The 20,425-nt window shown below is 68.2% G+C and carries 4 protein-coding genes; all 4 read left to right on the top strand.

What is annotated here, in order from left to right:
• Window position 1: 1 nt before the first annotated feature.
• From ACFTSF_RS22825 to eis, 4 genes are read left to right on the top strand one after another with little or no spacing between them, the layout of a single operon-like run.
• Entirely contained in the window at window positions 2–18,466 is an 18,465-nt protein-coding gene (locus ACFTSF_RS22825; RefSeq protein ID WP_380155697.1) for an amino acid adenylation domain-containing protein, read from the top strand.
• Window positions 18,463–18,663, top strand: coding sequence for an MbtH family protein (locus tag ACFTSF_RS22820; RefSeq protein ID WP_380155696.1), 201 nt, complete (start codon window positions 18,463–18,465; stop codon window positions 18,661–18,663). Before ACFTSF_RS22825 ends, ACFTSF_RS22820 begins: the two co-directional genes overlap by 4 nt.
• A gap of 33 nt (window positions 18,664–18,696) precedes the next feature.
• Window positions 18,697–19,158, top strand: coding sequence for a hotdog fold domain-containing protein (locus ACFTSF_RS22815; protein WP_380155695.1), 462 nt, complete (start codon window positions 18,697–18,699; stop codon window positions 19,156–19,158).
• Between the two features lie 38 nt (window positions 19,159–19,196).
• Entirely contained in the window at window positions 19,197–20,360 is a 1,164-nt protein-coding gene (gene eis / locus ACFTSF_RS22810) for an enhanced intracellular survival protein Eis (RefSeq protein ID WP_380155694.1), read from the top strand.
• The last annotated feature ends 65 nt before the right edge of the window (window positions 20,361–20,425 follow it).

Below are 20,425 nucleotides of genomic sequence, written 5' to 3'. Positions count from 1 at the left end.
AGTGGGCAACTTGGGTTCTTCTCCGTCTTCTGCCGACTTCTGGCGGGGTGTCTTCGGCACCCCGGTCCCGGAGGTACCGCTCCCGCTGGACTTCCCCCGCCCGTCCCGCTCGGACGGACCGGAGCCGCGCGCACTCCGGTCAGTGGAGCTGGCAGGTGCCGCAGACGAGGAGACGTGCCTCACCGCCTTCACGGCCCTGCTGCACCGGTACGGCGGCGCGTCGGCCAGCGAGGTGGCGGTCGCCCACGCGGGGCTCCCGGTGCGGATCGCTGTCGACGGCAGCGTCGCGTTTGGTGAGCTGCGCGCCCAAATAGCCGACCTGCGTGCGCAGGCAGAGGCACACCGGCTCCCGGTTGCCGAGTTGCTGCAGCTGTTGGCTCCTGAGCCTTTCCGTGGCGGTGCGTTGCTGTGTGGCACCGGCTTCGGTGACTCACCCTGGGACGACGGTGGGCCGCTGGACCTCGCACTGTCGGTCTCCGACGGGCAGGTGCAAGCGGACTACCGCACCGACCTCCTCGAGGCCGCAACAGTCGACCGCATCCTCGGTCACTACCGCACGCTGCTGGCTGACGCACTCGACCGCCCCGATACTGCGGTCGCTGACCTGGAGCTCCTGGCTGACGAGGAGCGGGACCAGATCCTGGCGGGCTGGAACGACACCGAGCACGACGTACCGGCGTTGACCTGGCCGCGGATGTTCGCTGACCAGGTCGCTGCGCGTCCGCATGAGATCGCTCTGATCCATGACGACATTCAGCTCACGTACGCCGAGCTGGACGCCCGGGCAGCGCAGTTGGCGCACGCGCTGGTGGCGCGCGGCGCAGGACCCGAGAAGGTTGTCGCACTCGCGGTACCGCGCTCGGCGGACATGATTGTTGCGGAGGTCGCCGTACTGAAGGCGGGCGCTGCCTATCTGCCGGTCGACACGGACTATCCGGCCGACCGGATCGCCTACATGCTTGCGGATGCACAGCCGGTCTGTGTCGTCACCACTGCAGAGGTAGCGGCGGACCTGCCGCCGGACTCGCTGCTGCTGGACGCACCCGAGACTGCTGCTGAGCTGGCTGGCTATCCGACACAGGACCCCGCAGCCGCGTTGACGATCGACCATGCGGCGTACGTGATCTACACCTCTGGTTCCACTGGTCGGCCGAAGGGTGTGGTGCTTTCACACGCTGGTGTGGCGAAGCTGGTCGCCACTCAGCAGGAGCGGTTCGGGATCGGGCCGCACAGCCGGGTGCTGCAGTTCGCCTCACCCAGCTTCGATGTGGCGTTCTGGGACCTGTGCCTCGGCCTGCTCTCCGGTGGCCGGCTGGTCGTCGTACCTGCAGACCGCCGGGTACCGGGTGCACCGCTCGCGGACTACGCGAACGAGCACGGCATCACCTTCATGATTCTGCCGCCGGCTCTGCTGGCTGCGATGCCGGACGACGTCCTCTTGCCGCCGACAGCGACCCTGCTGGCTGGGACAGAGCGCGTCTCACCCGAGCTCGTCAGTCGCTACGCACGCGGCCGGATGATGTTCAACGCTTATGGTCCGACCGAGGCCACCACCAACTCCACACTCGGCCTGTGCGATCCGGACATCCCGTCCGGCAGCATCGTGCCCATCGGCGTACCTGACCCTGGTACTCGGGCCTACGTCCTCGACGACCGACTGCGGCCGGTCCCTGCTGGTGTTACGGGAGAGCTCTATCTCGGTGGCGCCGGACTGGCCCGCGGCTACCTCGGTCGCCCCGCACTGACGGCAGAGCGGTTCGTCGCGGACCCGTTCGGTGCACCTGGCGAGCGTCTGTATCGGACTGGCGACCTGGTGCGCTGGAAGGCCGATGGACGGCTGGAGTTCCACGGGCGCGTCGACAGCCAGGTGAAGATCCGCGGGTTCCGGATCGAACCAGGTGAGATCGAGTCGGTACTGCGTGCGCACCCCTCGGTCGACCAGGCAGCTGTCGTCGTCCGCGAGGACCGTCCGGGCGAGCGCCGCCTCGCCGCGTACGTCGTACCGTCGCTCGACGCTGGTTCCGACGACGACGGTGTCGCCGACTGGAAGGACCTGCACGAACTCCTCTACTCCGCTGCTGGTTCCGACGCGTTCGAAGAGAACTTCGCCGGCTGGAACAGCATGTACGACGGCCTGCCGATCCCGCTCGCGGATATGCGCGAGTGGCGGGCGTCGACGCTGGACCGGATCCGCGCAGTGCAGCCGCGCCGGGTTCTGGAGATCGGTGTCGGCAGTGGACTGCTGCTGTCCCAGTTGGCTCCGGACTGTGCGGAGTACTGGGGTACAGACCTGTCCGAGGAAGCCGTGCGTGCACTGGAGACGCAGGTGTCCGCAGTGCCGGGTCTGGCCGATAAGATCAAGCTGCTGGCCCGGCCCGCCGATGACCTGTCCGGACTGCCCACGGGCCACTTCGACACGATCGTCATCAACTCCGTCATCCAGTACTTCCCAACAGGCGAGTACCTGACCGACGTACTGCGGGGTGCTGCCGAACTGCTCGCACCTGGTGGTGCGCTCTTCGTTGGTGACGTGCGGAACCTGCGGCTGTTGCTACCACTCAGTGCGGCCATTGAGACGCGGCGGGTTCAGGACGGCGACAAGGAGGCGCTGCGGTCGGCTGTGGACCGTGCAATCGCGTGGGAGGGCGAGCTGCTCGTTGACCCCGACTACTTCGCAGCACTCGACGGATTCACCGCCGACATTCGCGTCAAGCGCGGTAAGCACCACAACGAGCTCACTCGCTACCGGTACGACGTCGTGCTGCGAGCTGGCGAGGTTGTCGCACCAGCGGCCGCCGAGTCGGACTGGTTCGCCGTTGATTCGCTCGACGAACTGCTGGCCGGTGCGGCCGCGCCGGTGCGGGTCACCGGTATCCCGAACTCCCGTCTCGCTGAGGACCTGGCTGCGCTCGAGGCCCTCGAAGACAGCAGCCGGCCGGCCATTGCGACGTACGGCGTCGATCCGGAGGAGCTGCACGAGACCGCGGCTCGGCACGGGTACACCGCCGTACTGACGTGGAACGGGGACGCGGAGGACGGCAGTCTGGACGCGGTCTTCGCACGCGAGGACGTCGTTGCGCCGTACCGGGCAGGTGGTCGGCACCCGCTCACCAACCGCCCGGCGCCGTTCCGGAACGCCACTGCGTTGATGGCTGCGCTGCGGTCGCATGCGTCCGAGTACCTGCCCGACTACATGGTGCCAGCTGCGTTCGTTCCGGTGGACAAGCTGCCGGTCACGCCCAGCGGCAAGCTCGACGCGGCTGCGCTGCCAGTGCCCGACTACACGCGGCTCAGCGCCGGTCGGGCGCCTTCGTCGGCCCGGGAGCAGTTGCTGTGCGACCTATACGCCCGTGCGCTCGGTCTGCCGTCGGTCAGCATCGACGACGACTTCTTCGCGCTTGGCGGCGACAGCATCATCGCTGTGCAGCTACTGATCCTGGCCCGGCGTTCCGGACTGGAGCTGACCACCCGGGATGTGTTCCGGCACCGCACTGTCGCCGAGCTGGCCACGGTCGTTCGCGCGGCTCAGTCCGACGACGCCGATGTACTCGCGTGGCAGCAGCCGACCGCGGATGAGCTCGCTGCGCTGCAGGGTGAGCTGTCGGTGGATGAGGTCCTGCCGCTCGGACCGCTGCAGGAGGGTTTCTTCTTCCACGCTCTGGTCGATGGCACCGAACACGACGCGTACGTCGTCCAGCAGGTCATCGAGCTGACCGGGCCGGTCGACGGATCGCTCCTGCGCACTGCAGCGCAGCGTCTGCTGGATCGGCACGCGCCGCTGCGTGCTTGCTTCCGGCAACTACCCGACGGTCGTCCGGTCCAGCTCATCGCATCCGGTGTGGAAGTCCCGTGGCGTGAGACTGACGACGCCTCTGCCGCTGCGGAAGAGCGGGCGCAGCGCTTCGACCTGTCCCGTCCGCCGTTGATGCGCTGTGCGCTGATCCGGCTCGGTGCGGAACGCAGCCAGCTGGTCCTGACGTTCCACCACATCATCGCGGACGGATGGTCGCTCCCCGTCCTCCACCGCGAGCTCCTGGCCCTGTACGGCGACAACCCGGTCCCGCTGCCCGCGGTTGCGCCGTACCGCGCCTATCTCGGCCGGATCGCCAGTGCGGATCGTGAGGCGGCTCGGGCTGCGTGGCGGACCGCATTGGAGGGTGTGGACGAACCGACCCGTCTGGTGGAGGCACCCGCGCCGGCTGGTCCGATTGAGCCGGCCCAGGTTCGCATCGAGCTGTCCGAGCGCGTGACCGCCCAGCTCACCGCGCGAGCCCGCGAACGCGCTGTCACGCTTGGAACGATCGTGCAGGGCGCCTGGGGTCTGCTGCTCGGTCGCATGACCGGTCGGCAGGACGTGCTGTTCGGCACGACTGTCTCGGGCCGTGACGTGGCCGTTGACGGTATTGAGTCGATGATCGGTCTCTTCATCAACACACTGCCGACTCGGCTGCGCTGGACGCCGGCCGACACGTTTGGCGAGCTGCTGGACCGGCTGCAGGAGGAGCAGAGCGCACTGCTCGACCACCAGCACCTGGGCCTGGCTGACATCCAGCGGGCTGCCGGACATGCGGGCGGAGGTGAACTCTTCGACACGCTGGTGGTGTTCGAGAACTACCCCAGCAACGAGGGCGTCACCGATCCCACCGGCTCGATTGCCCTTGCTGGACACGCTTTCCACGACGCTGTGCACTACCCGCTCGCTCTGATCGTCAAGCCAGGCCGCCAGCTCGACCTGCGTCTCAAGCATCACGTGCAGCGTCTCGACGCCGATGCGGTCCAGTCACTCGCCGACCGGCTCACACTGGTGCTGGAGGCGCTGGCCGGTGACCCCTCTCGCAAGGTTGCCGATCTCGAGCTGCTGACCCCGAGCGAGCTGGCCGGGGCGCATCCGGTAGGGGAGACGCGTGCGGTTCCGGCGACCACGCTGGCCGCGGCGTTCGCCGTACAGGTTGCTAAGACGCCGGACGCCACTGCGGTGGTGTTTGAGGGCGAGACGCTCACGTACGCCGAGCTCGACGTACGGGCTGAGGCGTTGGCTCGGCGGTTGCGCGCTCGGGGCGTTGGCCGGGAGCAGTTCGTCGCTGTCGCGGCGTCTCGGTCGGCGGAGCTGATGGTGGCGCTGCTGGGTGTTCTGAAGGCCGGTGCGGCGTATCTGCCGCTGGACCTCGACTATCCCGCGGATCGCCTTGTCTACATGCTGGCTGACTCAGGTGCGACGACTGTGGTCACCACCGATCGTGATGCCGCTCGGGTGCCTGCTGTCGATGGGCTGGACGTTCTGACGACCGACGCGGTGGAGGTCGTGGCCGACACGGCTGTGGTTCAGGCCGAGCCCGACGACGCGGCGTACCTGATCTACACGTCCGGCTCGACCGGTCGGCCCAAGGGCGTTGTCGTGACGCACCGCGCCATCGTCAACCGGCTGGCCTGGATGCAGGGTGCGTACGGTCTGACGGCCGACGATCGCGTGCTGCAGAAGACGCCGTCCAGCTTCGACGTCAGTGTCTGGGAGTTCTTCTGGGCGCTGTGCGAAGGTGCCGCCGTAGTGCTCGCCGTACCGGACGGTCATCGCGACCCCGCCTACCTGGCCCGGCTGATCCAGGCCGAGCAGGTGACGACAATGCACTTCGTACCGTCAATGCTGGAAGCGTTCCTGGTGACCGACGAGGTCACTGCGGATCCGGTGTGGTCACGCAGCCTGCGTCGCGTTCTCAGCAGCGGCGAAGCGTTGTCCGGTACGGCGTCCCGTCGGTGGCGCGAACTGACCGGCGTACCGCTGCACAACCTGTACGGACCCACCGAGGCGGCTGTCGACGTCACCTTCCATGAGTACGACGGCGCGTTCGACACGACCGTGCCGATCGGCCGACCGGTGTGGAACACCGGTCTGCGCGTACTCGACTCGTGTCTGCGGCCAGTGCCGGACGGTGTGCCCGGTGAGCTGTACCTGACCGGCGTCCAGTTGGCCCGTGGCTACCACCAGCGTCCCTCGCTCACTGCGGACCGCTTCGTTGCGGACCCCTATGCGACTGGCGCACGGATGTACCGCACCGGCGACCTGGTACGCCGCCGTCCGGACGGGACGATCGACTACCTCGGCCGCACCGACAGGCAGGTCAAACTCCGTGGCAACCGGGTAGAGCTCGGTGAGATCGAGGCTGCGCTGACCAGTCACCCGGCTGTCGCACGTGGCGCAGTTGTGGTGCGTGAGCAGCGGTTGGTCGCCTACGCGGTACCGGTGTCTGGTGCTGCAGTAGATATGGCCGAGCTGCGAGCCACGCTGGCTGAGGTGTTGCCAGCATCGATGGTGCCCGAGGCCTACGTCGTATTGGACGACCTGCCGCTGAGCCCCAGCGGCAAGCTGGACCAGGCTGCCCTACCCGCACCGGAAGTCGAGCGCTCTGTCCGCCGGGAGCCGGAGGGGCCGTCGGAGCGCTTGCTGACCGATATCTTCGCGGCAGTCCTTGGGATCGAGGACCTCGGTCCTGACGACGACTTCTTCCACCTCGGTGGCGACAGCATCAGCTCCATCGGAGTGGCAACACGTGCCCGCGCAGGTGGTCTGGAGCTGAGTCCACGCGACGTTTTCACGCACCGCACTCCTGCTGCGCTCGCTGCGGCCGCCCCTGCTGTTGTGGAGGCAGTGGCGGACCACAGCGTCGCGTTTGCACTCACGGATGCGCAGCTCGCCCACGTGCGTTCGTTTGCGTCCCCTGCGGTCGTGGAGGATGTCTGGCCGCTCGCTCCGTTGCAGGAGGGACTGTTCTTCCACTCGGCGTTCTACGAGGGTGCGATGGACGTCTACACCGTCCATGAGACCTTCGACTTCGCGGAGCGCCTCGACACTGACCGGCTCCGAGCCGCTGTTCGCACACTGCTGGTGCGCAACCCCGGTCTGCGCGCGGGCTTCACCAGTGAGGGCCTCGACCAGCCGGTGCAGTTCATTGTCGAGGACCCGGCGATCCCGCTCGAAGAAGTCGACCTCTCCGGTCTCCCGGTCGCTGAACAGGACGCACGGCTGCGAGAGCTGACCGATGCCGAGCGCAACCGTCGCTTCGACCTTTCGGCACCGCCTTTGTTCCGGCTGCTGCTGGTGCGGCTGGACCAGGGCGACCGGCTCGTCATCGGCCGGCATCTGATTCTGTGGGACGGCTGGTCGGCTTGGCTGTTCCTCGACGAGCTGTTCGGCCTCTACAAGACCGGAACCGCACTGCCTGAGCCGGGCAGCTACCGCGACTACCTGACCTGGCTGGAGCGTCAGGACGACACACTTGCCACCGCGGCCTGGCGTACCGCGCTCTCCGGTCTGGACGAGCCCACTCTGCTCGCCCCGACCGCACCCGACGGCCTGGAACCCGTTATCCCCGACCAGCTCGACGTACTGTTGCCTGCTGCGCTCAGCGAGCGGCTGCGCGAGGTGGGTCGCGTGCACGGTCTGACCCTCAACACTCTGCTAAATGCGGCGTGGGGGCTCACACTTGCTTCGGCAACTGGCCGCCCGGATGTCGTCTTCGGTACGACGGTCGCCGGCCGCCCGAGTGAGGTTCCGGACGTCGGCGAGATCATCGGTCTGTTCCTGAACACGGTCCCGACCCGCCTCCGTCTCGACGCGGCCGAACCGGTGCTCGGGCTGCTGCAGCGGATCCAGGGCGAGCGCCTGGACCTGATGCCGTACGAGCACCTCAGCCTCGGCGTACTGCAGGCCGAGACCGGCCACCGCAAGCTGTTCGACACGTTGTTCGTGCTGCGCAACAACGACACCGAGGAACGGCTGGAGCTGCTGCGCACGCAGCACGGCGCGACCGCCGTCGCCAACGTCGACGCGACTCACTACCCGGTCAACCTCGTCATCACTCCAGGCCGCGAGATCGCTGTCACGCTGACGCACCGCCCCGACCTCGTCCCGACGCACGACGCGCAGGTGCTGCTCGACCGGTTCGCCCTGCTGGTCGATCGGCTCACCTCCGACCTCACCGCGCCCGTCGGCTCCCTCGACCCGCTACTGCCCGCCGAGCACACCGCATTGCAAGCGGAGTGGACCGCGAGCCAGGTCCCGGACCCCGAGGAGACCATCGCTGATCTGTTGGCCACCCAGGCGACCCGTACGCCGGATGCTCGTGCACTGGTCTTCGGCGACCGCACACTGACGTACGCCGAACTCGACGCGGCCGTGAACCGCATGGCTCGACTGTTGATCGACCGGGGCGCAGGTCCCGAGCAGGTTGTCGCACTGGGGCTACCGCGTTCGCTGGACATGGTTGTGGCGCTGTTCGCCGTACTGCGAACCGGTGCGGCCTATCTGCCGCTGGAACTCGATCACCCGGCCGACCGGTTGTCGCTGATGCTGGCCGATGCCCGTCCGCTCTTGCTGCTCAGCACGACTGCTGTGTCGGAAACGCTGGACGGCGACATGGGTCGAGTCCTGCTGGACGAAGCAGCGGTGCAGAGCGAGCTGGCTGGACTCTCCGACGCACCTGTCCAGTGCAGCTTCAGTCTTGAGCACCCGGCGTACGTCATCTACACGTCCGGTTCCACCGGTCGCCCCAAGGGCGTTGTCACGCCGTACCGCGGTCTGACCAACATGCAGCTCAACCACCAGAAGGAGATCTTCGACCCGGCGGTGGCCTCGGCCGGTGGACGGCGGTTGCGCATCGCGCACACCGTGTCGTTCGCCTTCGACATGTCGTGGGAAGAGCTGCTCTGGCTGGTGGAGGGCCACGAGGTGCACGTCTGCGACGAGGAGCTGCGGCGCGACGCCGAGGCACTCGTTGCCTACTGCGAGCAGCACCGCATCGACGTCGTGAACGTCACGCCGACGTACGCGCGGCTCCTGATCGAGCAGGGTCTGCTGGAGGGTCACGTCCCGCCGCTGGTGCTGCTCGGTGGTGAGGCCGTGTCGGACACGGTGTGGGCAGCCCTGCGCGACACCGAGGGGACCTACGGCTACAACCTCTACGGGCCGACCGAGTACACCATCAACACGCTTGGTGGCGGCACGTTCGACAGCGACACACCGACCGTCGGTAAGCCCATCCGCGGCACCCGCGCGCACATCCTCGACACGTGGCTGCGGCCGGTACCGGACGGCGTACCTGGTGAGTTGTACATCGCGGGTATCGGTCTGGCCCGCGGCTACCTCGACCAGCCCGGTCTGACCGCCGAACGCTTTGTGGCTGACCCATTCGGAGTGTCAGGCGAGCGCATGTACCGCACCGGCGACCTGGTACGCCGGACCGCCGACGGAAACCTCGACTTCCTTGGCCGCACTGACGATCAGGTCAAGATTCGCGGCTACCGGATCGAGCCCGGTGAGATCGAGACCGTGCTCAGCCGGCACCCGCTGGTCGCCCAGGCCGCCGTGGTGGTCCGCGACGAACGGCTGGTGGGCTACGTCGTACCGGCTGCGGCTGACTCCGCCGAGCGGCAGGCCGCCGAGGCTGCCCAGGTCGACGAGTGGCAGGAGATCTACTCCGACGAGTACGAGGAGATCGGCACGGCCGTCTTCACCGAGCAGTACGACGGCTGGGACAGCTCGTACGACGGACAGCCCATCCCGTTCGAGGAGATGCACGAGTGGCGCGAGTCCACGCTGGCTCGCATCGAGTCGCTGCAGCCGCACCGGGTGCTGGAGATCGGTATCGGCTCCGGCCTGCTGCTGTCCCGACTCGCGCCAGCGGTCGAGTCGTACTGGGGCACTGACTTCGCCGCGCCCGTCATCCGCAAGATCGGCGCCGAGCTGCGTGCTCACGACCCGGAGCTCGCGGACCGGGTGCAGCTGCGCTGCCGACCCGCCGACGACCTGTCCGAGCTGCCGACCGGCTTCTTCGACACAATCGTCATCAACTCGGTCATCCAGTACTTCCCGAGCATCGAGTACCTGACCACCGTCATCAACGGTGCGATGGAACTGCTGGCTCCTGGCGGCGCACTGTTCGTCGGAGACGTCCGCAACCTCCGTCTGGCCCGTACCTTCCACACCGAGATCCAGCAGGCCCGTGGAACAGTGGAGAGCGACCTGGAGCGCGCTGTGGAGCGCGGACTGCAGCTGGAGAAGGAACTCCTGGTCGACCCGGACTACTTCACGACGCTGGGCTACGAGGTCGACCTGCGCACCAAGCGCGCGCTGCACCACAACGAGCTGAGCCGACACCGGTACGACGTCGTCCTGTACGCCGGGGACCCGGACCTGCAGCTCGGCGACGTACCGACCGTCGAGTGGACCACGCTCGACGCACTACCGTCCGACGGGAGAGCTCTGCGCGTCACCGGGATCCCGGATGGTCGCGTCGGTGACGGTGTTGACCCAGAAGACCTGCACGCGCTCGGTCAGCAGTTGCTGACGACGTGGAGCGGTGAGGCTGGAACGTACGACGCGGTGTTCGTCCCGGAGGTGCCCCGGCTGACCAGTGGGCTCTACCGCGCAGGCGGGGGCACAGCGCCGTACGCGAATGATCCGACCGCCGCACGGGAAGCCAGTGCGCTGGTACGGCGGTTGCGCGACGACCTGGGGCGTGAGCTGCCGGACTACATGGTGCCGGCCGCCTTCGTCACGGTCGACGGTCTACCGATGAACTCCAACGGCAAGCTCGACGTCCGGGCATTGCCGGACGTCGAGCCGGCGGTCGCGCTGGGCGGTGGGCGTGGTCCGCGCACTCCGCAGGAAGAGGTGCTGTGCCGGCTGTTCGCGGAGGTGCTCGGACTGCCCGAGGTAGGGGCCGAGGACAACTTCTTCGATCTCGGCGGGCACTCGCTGCTCGCCACCCGGTTGGTCAGCCGTGCGCGCACCGAACTCGGTGCTGAGCTCGCCATCCGCGACCTGTTCGAGGCACCGACCCCGGCACTGCTGGCGGGACGCGCCGACAACGGCAAGCCCGCGCGCCCCGCTCTGACGCCGTACGGCGAGCGTCCGGAGTACGTCCCGTTGTCCGCGGCGCAGCGACGGCTGTGGCTGGTGGAGCAGCTGGAGAGCGCAGGGGCGGCGTACAACTTCCCGTTGGTGTTCCGCCTGCGCGGGGCACTCGACGTACCCGCGTTGCAGACAGCGCTGCAGGACGTGGCCGCGCGGCATGAGTCGCTGCGGACTCTGGTCGGTGAACACGACGGTGTGCCGTTCCAGTGGATTCGTGACGAGGCACAGCTGTCGTTCAGCGCTGTGGACTGTGCCGAGGGCGATCTGCCTGGGCTGGTCGAGTCCGCGCAGCGACGTACCTTCGACCTGACGCGCGAGTTCCCCTTGCGGGCAGAGGTGTTCCGGGTCGGTGCGGAAGACCATGTCGTGGCTGTGGTTCTGCACCACATCACCACCGACGAGTGGTCCGACCGTCCGTTCCTGGCGGACCTCAACACGGCGTACGCCGCCCGCAATGCTGGTGGCGAACCGGTGTGGGACGCGCTACCGGTGCAGTACTCCGACTACACGCTCTGGCAGGAAGAGCTCTTCGAACAGCTGGGTGAGCGCCAGCTCGCGTACTGGAGTGAGGCGCTACGCGGTGCTCCGGACGAGCTGACCCTGCCGCTGGACCGCCCGCGCCCGGCCGACCCCAGTGGCCGCGGCGCCATCGTCCGCTACGAACTCCCCGTCGCGACGGCGCGTGCGTTGCGCGAACTGTCCACAACTACCGGCACGAGCATGTGGATGGTGGTGCAGGCTGCTACCGCCGCACTGCTGCATCGGTTGGGGGCAGGGGACGACATTCCGCTGGGTGCGCCGATCGCGGGTCGTACCGACAGCGGTCTGGATGACTTGGTCGGCTTCTTCGTGAACACCCTGGTACTGCGGACGGACCTGTCCGGCGCACCGACGTTCGAGGAGTTGCTGGCGCGGGTCCGGGAGTCTTCGCTGGGCGCGTTCGAGCACCAGGACGTGCCGTTCGACCGGGTCGTCGAGGCGGTCAACCCGCCGCGGGTCACCGGTCGTAATCCGCTCTTCCAGGTGATGCTCGGGTACCACCATCGTCCTGAGGGTGATCCCGACGCTCTGCTCGGGCTGCCCGCGGAGTGGTACGAGATGGAGACCGGTGCGGCCAAGTTCGATCTGAACTTCACCTTCGTGGACGAGTCGGATGTGTCCGGCCGCCTCACGCTCCTGCTCGAGTACGCGACCGACCTGACCGGTGCGGCGACTGCAGAGCTCCTGTGCCGCCGGATGGAGTCTCTGCTCGAACAGGTCGTTGCTGACCCCAGCCGTCGGGTCGGCACGTTGGACGTGCTCTACGACGACGAGCGCGCCCTTGTCCTCCAAGGCTTCAACGACACCGAGCATGCGGTCGTCGACACGACACTGCCGGAGTTGTTCCGCGCGCAGGTGGCTCGTACGCCAGAGGCGACTGCTCTCGTCTTTGAGGGCGAGCAGCTGACGTACGCCGAGCTCGATGCGCGAGTGGAGACGCTGGCTCGCACGCTCGCCGCCAACGGTGCACAAGCTGACACCACGGTCGCTGTCGCGTTGCCACGCTCACTGGCGCTGGTGATCACCCTGCTCGCCGTACAGCGTGCTGGTGCTGCCTATCTGCCGCTGGACACCAGCTACCCGGCTGATCGGCTGGCCTACATGCTCGGAGACGCCGAGCCGGTCTGTGTGGTTACCGACACTGACACTGACATCGCCACGGTCCTGGTCGCGCTCGACGGAACGCCTGAGCAGCCGGCCGACGCGCCGCTGCCGCATTCCTACAACCCACTGCAGGCTGCGTACGTCATCTACACGTCCGGCTCGACTGGTCGGCCGAAGGGTGTGTCTGTTCCGCACCGGGCGATCGTCAACCGCCTGCTGTGGATGCAGGACACCTACCGGCTCGAGTCCACCGACCGGGTGCTGCAGAAGACACCTGCCGGGTTCGACGTGTCGGTGTGGGAGTTCTTCTGGCCGCTGATCACAGGTGCTGCTCTGGTGGTCGCGCGTCCGGAAGGACATCGGGACCCGGTCTACCTGGCTGAGCTGATCCAGCAGGAGCAGATCACCACGACCCACTTCGTCCCGTCGATGCTTCGGGCGTTCGTGGATGAGCCGGCCGCTGCGGCGTGCACCTCGTTGCGACAGGTCATGGCCAGCGGTGAGGCGTTGCCTGCGCCGTTGGCGGCGCGGTTCGCCGAAGTGCTGCCCAGCAGCAAGTTGCACAACCTCTACGGCCCCACCGAGGCCGCAGTCGACGTCACGTCCCACGAGGTAGCCGCCGACCCGACCACCGTCCCGATCGGACGGCCGGTGTGGAACACGCAGACCTATGTGCTCGATGCGGCACTGAACCCGGTGCCCCCGGGCGTGGCCGGTGAGCTGTACCTCGCGGGCGTCCAGTTGGCGCGGGGCTATCTCGGCCGCCCTGCACTGACGGCTGAGCGGTTTGTCGCGAACCCGTTCGCAGTCGGTGAGCGGATGTACCGGACCGGCGACCTCGCGCGGTGGCGGCAGGACGGTGAACTCGAGTACCTGGGTCGTGTGGACGATCAGGTGAAGCTGCGTGGTTTCCGCATCGAGCTCGGTGAGATCGAGGCCGCGCTGAGTGCCCACCCCGCGGTGACACAGGCGACTGTGATCCTCCGGGACGAACAGTTGGTTGCGTACGTGGTGTTGGCAGACCCGGTGGGATCTGCGGAGTTGCGGGCGCACGTGGCGGTCTCGTTGCCGGAGCACATGGTTCCGGCTGCGGTGGTTGCGCTCGACGGCCTGCCGTTGACTCCGAACGGGAAGCTGGATCGGCGGGCGCTGCCGGCGCCGGACTTCGCGGCCGAGGTGGGCGACGCGCGACCGCGTACTCCGCTGGAGGAGACGCTGTGCGCGTTGGTGGCGGAGGTGCTCGGCCTCGAGCGGGTGGGGGTCGATGATGACTTCTTCGCGTTGGGTGGGCACTCGCTGAGTGCGATGCGACTGGTTAGCCGGCTTCGGGCGAGTGTCGGGGACAGGGCGTCGCTGCGCACGATCTTCGACGCACCCACACCGGCCAAGCTCGCCAGACACCTTGAGGTGGCCCAGAGCGTCGTACGGCCTGCGCTCGACGCGGCGCGGTCGGTACCGGAGCGGTTGCCGCTGTCGTCCTCGCAACAGGGGCTGTGGCTGCTGCACCAGGTGGAGGGGCCCAACCCGACGTACAACCTCCCGTCGGTCTGGCGGCTCACCGGTCGACTCGATCGAGCCGCACTCGAGGCTGCACTGAACGACGTCGTCGCACGGCACGCACCGCTGCGCACCGTGTTCCCTGCCGTTGACGGCGTGCCGTTCCAACAGGTCCTCGACCACGCCGAGCTTCCCCTCACTGTGGCGGACTACGCGGACCTGGCGACCGAGGCGGCGTACGCGTTCGACCTGGGTCAGGAGATCCCGGTGCGGGCAGTCCTGTGCGAGGTGGGACCGGACGAGCACGTGCTGTTGCTTCTGCTGCACCACATCGCCACCGACGAGTGGTCGGACCGCCCGTTGCTCGACGACCTGTCCAGCGCCTACGCGGCGCGCGTCGAGGGCCGCAGCCCGGAGTGGGCGCCACTCCCCGTGAGCTACGCCGGCTACGCCTTGTGGCAGCAGGACCTGCTGGCGGCGACCGAGACCGGCTTGGTCGAGCACTGGCGCCGGACGCTCGCCGAGCTGCCGGTCGAGCTGAACCTGCCCGTCGATCGTCCGCGTCCAGCGGAGTCGGGCGGGCGGGGTGGCACGGTCGGCTTCGCTGTCGCACCGGCTGTGGAGCGCGCGCTGCGCGCTCTGGCACGGGAGAACGGCGTCAGCATGTTCATGGTGGCTCACGCTGCCGTCGCGGCGCTGTTGCACCGACTCGGTGCCGGGACGGACATCCCTCTCGGCGCGCCGGTGTCGGGCCGTGGCGACAAGGCGCTCGAAGACCTCGTCGGCTTCTTCGTGAACTCGCTCGTCCTGCGAACGGACCTGTCCGGCGACCCGACCTTCACCGAGCTGCTGATGCGGGTCCGCGAGACCGACCTGACGGCGTTCGAGCACCAGGACCTGCCGTTCGAGCGGCTCGTGAAGGCGATCAAGCCGGAACGCTCGCTCGCCCGGCACCCGCTGTTCCAGGTCATGGTCGCCCACATCGCCAACCAGTCCGGCGGCCCGCAGATCCCCGGACTGTCCGTACGGCGCGAGTCGGTCGGCCAGGAGACCTCCAAGTTCGACCTCAGCTTCGACTTCGTCGAGCAGCCTGAGGGCGACGGTATCCAGGGGTGGATCGAATACAGCGCCGACCTGTTCGACCAGTCGACCGCAGAACTCCTCGGCCGTCGGCTGGAGTCCCTGCTGGAACAGGTCGTCGCCGACCCCGCAGGCAGGGTCAGTTCTCTCGACGTCCTCAGCGCTGCCGAGCGGCAGGCTGTTCTGGAGACCTGGAACGACACTGCGCTCTCGCCGGCCGAGCGGCTCGAGACTGTGCCCGCTCTGTTCGCCGCACAGGTCGCAGCAAGTCCAGACGCGACCGCCGTCACCGACGACCACAACACGTGGACCTTCGCCGAGTTGGATGCCCGCACCGAGCACCTGGCCCGGGTGCTCGCCGGCCAGGGCGCAGGGCCGGAGCGGCTCGTCGCACTGGCGCTGCCGCGCACAGCCGACTACATCGCCGCGATCCTCGCGGTGATGAAGGCGGGTGCCGGCTACCTGCCGCTGGATCCCGACCTGCCCGAGTCACGCCTGACCAGCATGCTCACGGATGCTGACCCGGTCCTGGTCCTGTCCACCACGGACACCGCCCTGCCCGCCACGGACATCTCCGTACTGCGTCTCGACGCGATGGCCGGGCTCCCGGAAGCGACGCCGATCGCGCCCGGCCCGGACCACCCGGCGTACGTCATCTACACGTCCGGATCGACTGGTCGGCCCAAGGGTGTTGTCGTCACCCAGCGCGGTGTCGCGAACCTCTTCCACAGCCATCGCCACGACCTGCACGAGCTGGCGAAGGAGCGGACCGGTCGCAAGCACCTGCGGGTGGCACACGCTTGGTCGTTCTCGTTCGACGCATCGTGGCAGCCGCAGTTGTGGCTGCTGGACGGGCACGCGCTGCACATCGCGGACGACGAGACGCGCCGCGATCCTGATCTGCTCACGGCATTCATCCGCGACCGCGGCATCGACTTCATCGAGGTCACGCCGTCGCTGCTGACTCAGCTAGCCGACAGCGGGCTGATCGGTCCGGACGGCGAGTGCCCGCTCGCAGTGGTGGGCTTCGGTGGCGAGGCGGTTCCGGAGTCGCTGTGGAGCCGGCTGGCCGCACTGCCGAACACCGAGGGCTTCAACCTGTACGGGCCGACCGAAGCGACCGTGGACGCACTGGTCGGCCGGGTCAGCGACAGCGCACGTCCGGTCGTCGGGCGGCCGGTCCACGGCTCTCGCGCCTACGTGCTCGACACAGCACTGACTCCGGTTCCGCCGGGTGTCACCGGCGAGCTGTACCTGTCCGGCCCGGGTCTCGCACGTGGCTACCTGGGTCGGCCGGAGCTGACCGCCGAGCGGTTCGTCGCTGACCCGTTCGGGGCGCCGGGCGCCCGCATGTACCGCACAGGTGACCTCGCTCGCTGGACGAAGGACGGACTGCTGGAGTTCGGTGGACGGACCGACCATCAGGTCAAGATCCGCGGCTACCGGATCGAGCTGGCCGAGATCGAGGCTGTGCTCGACAGCCACCCTTCAGTCAGCCAGAGCGTCGTCATCGTTCGCGATCAGCGGCAACTCGTCGCCTACGTGGTCTCTGATGCGGACCCGGCCGAGTTGCGCGCGCACACCGCGGCAGCGTTGCCCGACTACATGGTTCCGGCGGCGGTCGTCGTACTGGATCGGCTGCCGGTGCTGTCGAACGGCAAGCTCGACCGGGCGGCCTTGCCTGCGCCTGACTTCACCCTGGCGGGTGGTGGGCGGACTCCGGAGAATGAGACCGAGCACGTGCTGCGAGAGCTGTACGGCGAAGCACTGGGGTTGCCGGCCGAGGCCGTGGGAACCGAGGACGACTTCTTCGCGTTCGGCGGCGACAGCATCATCGCCATGCAGCTCGTCGCCCGGGCCCGCGCCCGGGGGCTGCGATTCACTCCGCGGCAGCTGTTCCAGCACCGCACAGTGATCGCACTGGCCGCAGTGGCTGTGTCTGCCGACCACGTGGTGGTCCACGACGACGGTGCGGGTACGGTCCCGCTCACGCCGATCATGCGTGCCATGTTGGAGCGCGGTGATCCGATCGCGGGCTACCACCAGGCCGCCCTGCTCCGCACTCCGGCAGAGCTCACTCAGGAGAGCCTGCGGGCTGTTCTGCAAGCTGTGGCCGACCGGCACGACATGCTGCGCGCCCGCTTGATTCGCGAGCCGGAGCCCGTGCTGTCCGTGCCGACGCATGCAGACGTGAGCACGTGGCTCACCCGAGCCGACGTGCGCGATGCCGACGAGGAAGCGTTGCGTACGGCGATCTCTCAGCACGCACTGACTGCGCGGGCCGGGCTTGATCCCGATGGCGGCGCCATGGTCCGCGCAGTGTGGTTCGATGCCGGCCCCGAGACGCCAGGCCGGCTGCTGATCCTCGCGCACCACCTGGTGACCGACGGGGTGTCCTGGCGCGTGCTACTCCCCGACTTCGCGGCGGCCTGGTCCGCTGTACAAGACGGCCGTACGCCGGAGCTGGCGCCGGTGGAGCTGTCGTTCGGCCGCTGGTCCCGTCGGCTCGCCGAACGGTCCGTGGAGCCGGCGGCTGAGAACGAGCTACCGCTGTGGACCTCGATCCTCGCCGAGGGCGCGGGTCTACCGCTGGCCCGCCCACTCGACTCAGTACGGGACACCGTCCGCACCACCAGTTCCCTGTCGCTGACGCTGCCCGCGGCCGTCACCGGTCCGCTGCTCAGCCAGGCACCGGCCGCTTTCGGCGCTGGTGTGAACGACGTGCTGTTGACCGCGTTCGCACTGGCCGTGGGGGAGTGGCGCGCGCGCCACTTCGGTACGGCGGCCGACGCGCCCGTGCTGGTCGATCTCGAAGGGCACGGGCGCGAGGCGGAACTCGCGGGAGACGCCGATCTGTCGCGGACGGTCGGCTGGTTCACCAGCGTCGTACCGGTGCGTCTCGACCCGGCCGGGCAGGACCTAGAGGCGGCACTGGGCCGCGTCCGGGAACACCTGGCCGCACTGCCCACGGCTGGTATCGGCCACGGGCTCCTGCGCCACCTCAACCCGAAGACCGCACCTGTGCTGGCCGAGCTCGACGAACCGCAGATCGAGTTCAACTACATGGGTCGGTTCGACCTACCGGAAGCGGCCGACTGGTCGCCCGCGGCCGAGGACAGCGCTGCGGAGCTGGACGCGGATCCGGAGATGCCGCTGTCGCATGCGCTCACTCTGAACGCTCTGACCGCGGACCGTCCTGACGGCCCCGAGCTGATCGCGCTGTGGGCCTACGCCTCCGAGCTCCTCACCGAAAACGCAGTACGGGACCTGGCCGACACGTGGTTCCGCGCATTGGAAGCAGTAGTGCAGCTGGCAACTGAAAGGCAAGGACAGTGAGTAACCCCTTCGAGAACGCCGACGGCGTCTACCTGGTGCTGATCAACGAGGAGGGCCAGTACAGCCTGTGGCCGGAGTTCGCCGCGACTCCGGCGGGCTGGACGGTCGCCCACGGCCCGGCCGGTCGGCAGGAGTGCCTGGACCACATCGAGACGCACTGGACGGACCTGCGCCCGAAGAGCCTCACCCAGGGGTGACCAATCGCCATACCCGTGGGTAACATGACCGGTATGGCGACTCAGGTGATGGAGATGTGGGGCCGGCTCAAGGCGGTTCCGGGCGGGGATCGCGTGTTCTCGCGAGCCTTCACGTGGAAGGCGCCGTACTTCCGGTCGATCCGCCCGCGGTTCGTCCAGGTCGGCCCCAACTACGCGTCACTCGTGCTGCCGAAGCGGCGGGCGGTGCAGAACCACATCGGCACGGTGCACGCAATCGCAGTGTGCAACGGACTGGAGGCAGCCATGGGCGCGCTGGCCGAGGCGACCATTCCAACCGGCAAGCGCTGGCTGCCGAAAGGCATGGAGGTCAGCTACCTGGCCAAGTCCACCTCAGACCTGACCTGCTCAGCCGAGACCGACCCCGACGACTGGACCACCGGCCCCGACGTACCGGTCCGCGTCAAGGCAACGCGCGACGACGGCACCGTAGTCGTCGAGGGCACCATCCACCTCTGGGTCACCGACCGCAAATAGCCAGCGGGCGGTACGGCGGCTCACGTAACCTCGGCGGGGTGACGGATGCGCTGCGGGTCGTGGATGTTGCCGAGGAGCATGTGGACTCGGCGTGGCAGGTACGGCAGAGGTCGTTCGGGCCTGGTGGGGACAAGGACGAGTGGCGGAAGACTGCGCTGGAGTTCGCGCAGGACGGCCGGTACCTCGGAGTGCTCGACGGGGACGAACTGGTGGCGGCTGCGCGGATCTGGCCGTTCGAGCAGTGGTGGGGTGGTCGGCGGATACCTATGGCTGGTGTGGCTGGGGTTGTGGTGGCGCCGGAGTATCGCGGGCGTGGGGTTGCCAGCCTGCTGATGCGTGCGGTGCTGAAGCGCAGTGTGGAGAAGGGGTATCCGCTGTCGGCGCTCTACCCGGCGACGACCGTGCTGTACCGGCATCTGGGGTACGAGTTTGGTGGCGGGCGGTACCAGTTCACCTTTCCGGCGGCTGATCTGCGGACGCTGGGTGGTCGTGGGGTGCAGGTGCGCAAGGCTGGTAAGGCGGATGCGCAGCTGTTCATCGAGCTGGCGTCGAAGCTGCATGCGGCTGAGCGGTCTAACGGTCCGCTGATCTGGCCGCTCAGTGAGGTCGAGTCCTGGCTGGGTGACGACGACAACTTCGCGTACGTCGCCGACGACGGGTTCGTCGTCTACAACTGGTCCGACGGGAACCTGTCCGTCGACGAGATGGTGGCCGGCTCCGAGGAGACCGCTCGGGCGCTCTGGGCGACTGTCGGGTCCGGTGCGTCGATTGCGCGCAGTGTGTACGTCCACACTGCGCCGACCGATCCCGTGCACCTGCTCGCCGAGCACGAGGCCGAAGCGCAGGCACGAGTTCAGCGGTGGATGCTGCGGCTCATCGATGCCCCGGCAGCGATCGCACAGCGCGGGTACGCGGCGGGCGCCGTACTGGATCTTTCGGTGCGCATCGAGGATGCCGATCTGCCAGCAAATACTGGGGATTGGCGGCTGTCGGTTGCGGATGGCATCGGTTCGCTGGTCGCCGCCGAGCCGGCTGAGGACGCGGTCCGGCTGGGTGCCCGTGGGCTTGCTGCCCTCTATGCCGGTACGCCGGTCGCTGCGCTCCGTGGAGCCGGACTGTTGTCGGGTGGATCGGCGGCGGCCGATGCTGCGCTCGACACCGCGTTCGGCGGGTCGACGGCGTACATGATCGACTACTTCTGAGCGGGCGGCGCGTCGATTTCCCGGCTGTCCGGAGTGGCCGTTAGGGTTGTCGAACAAACGTTCGG

The organism is Kribbella sp. NPDC056951 (genome assembly GCF_042674205.1).
GTDB classification, from domain to species: Bacteria; Actinomycetota; Actinomycetes; order Propionibacteriales; family Kribbellaceae; genus Kribbella; species Kribbella yunnanensis.
The sequence above is the reverse complement of the archived record's forward strand: the minus strand, read 5'-3'. Positions and strand labels throughout refer to the sequence as shown.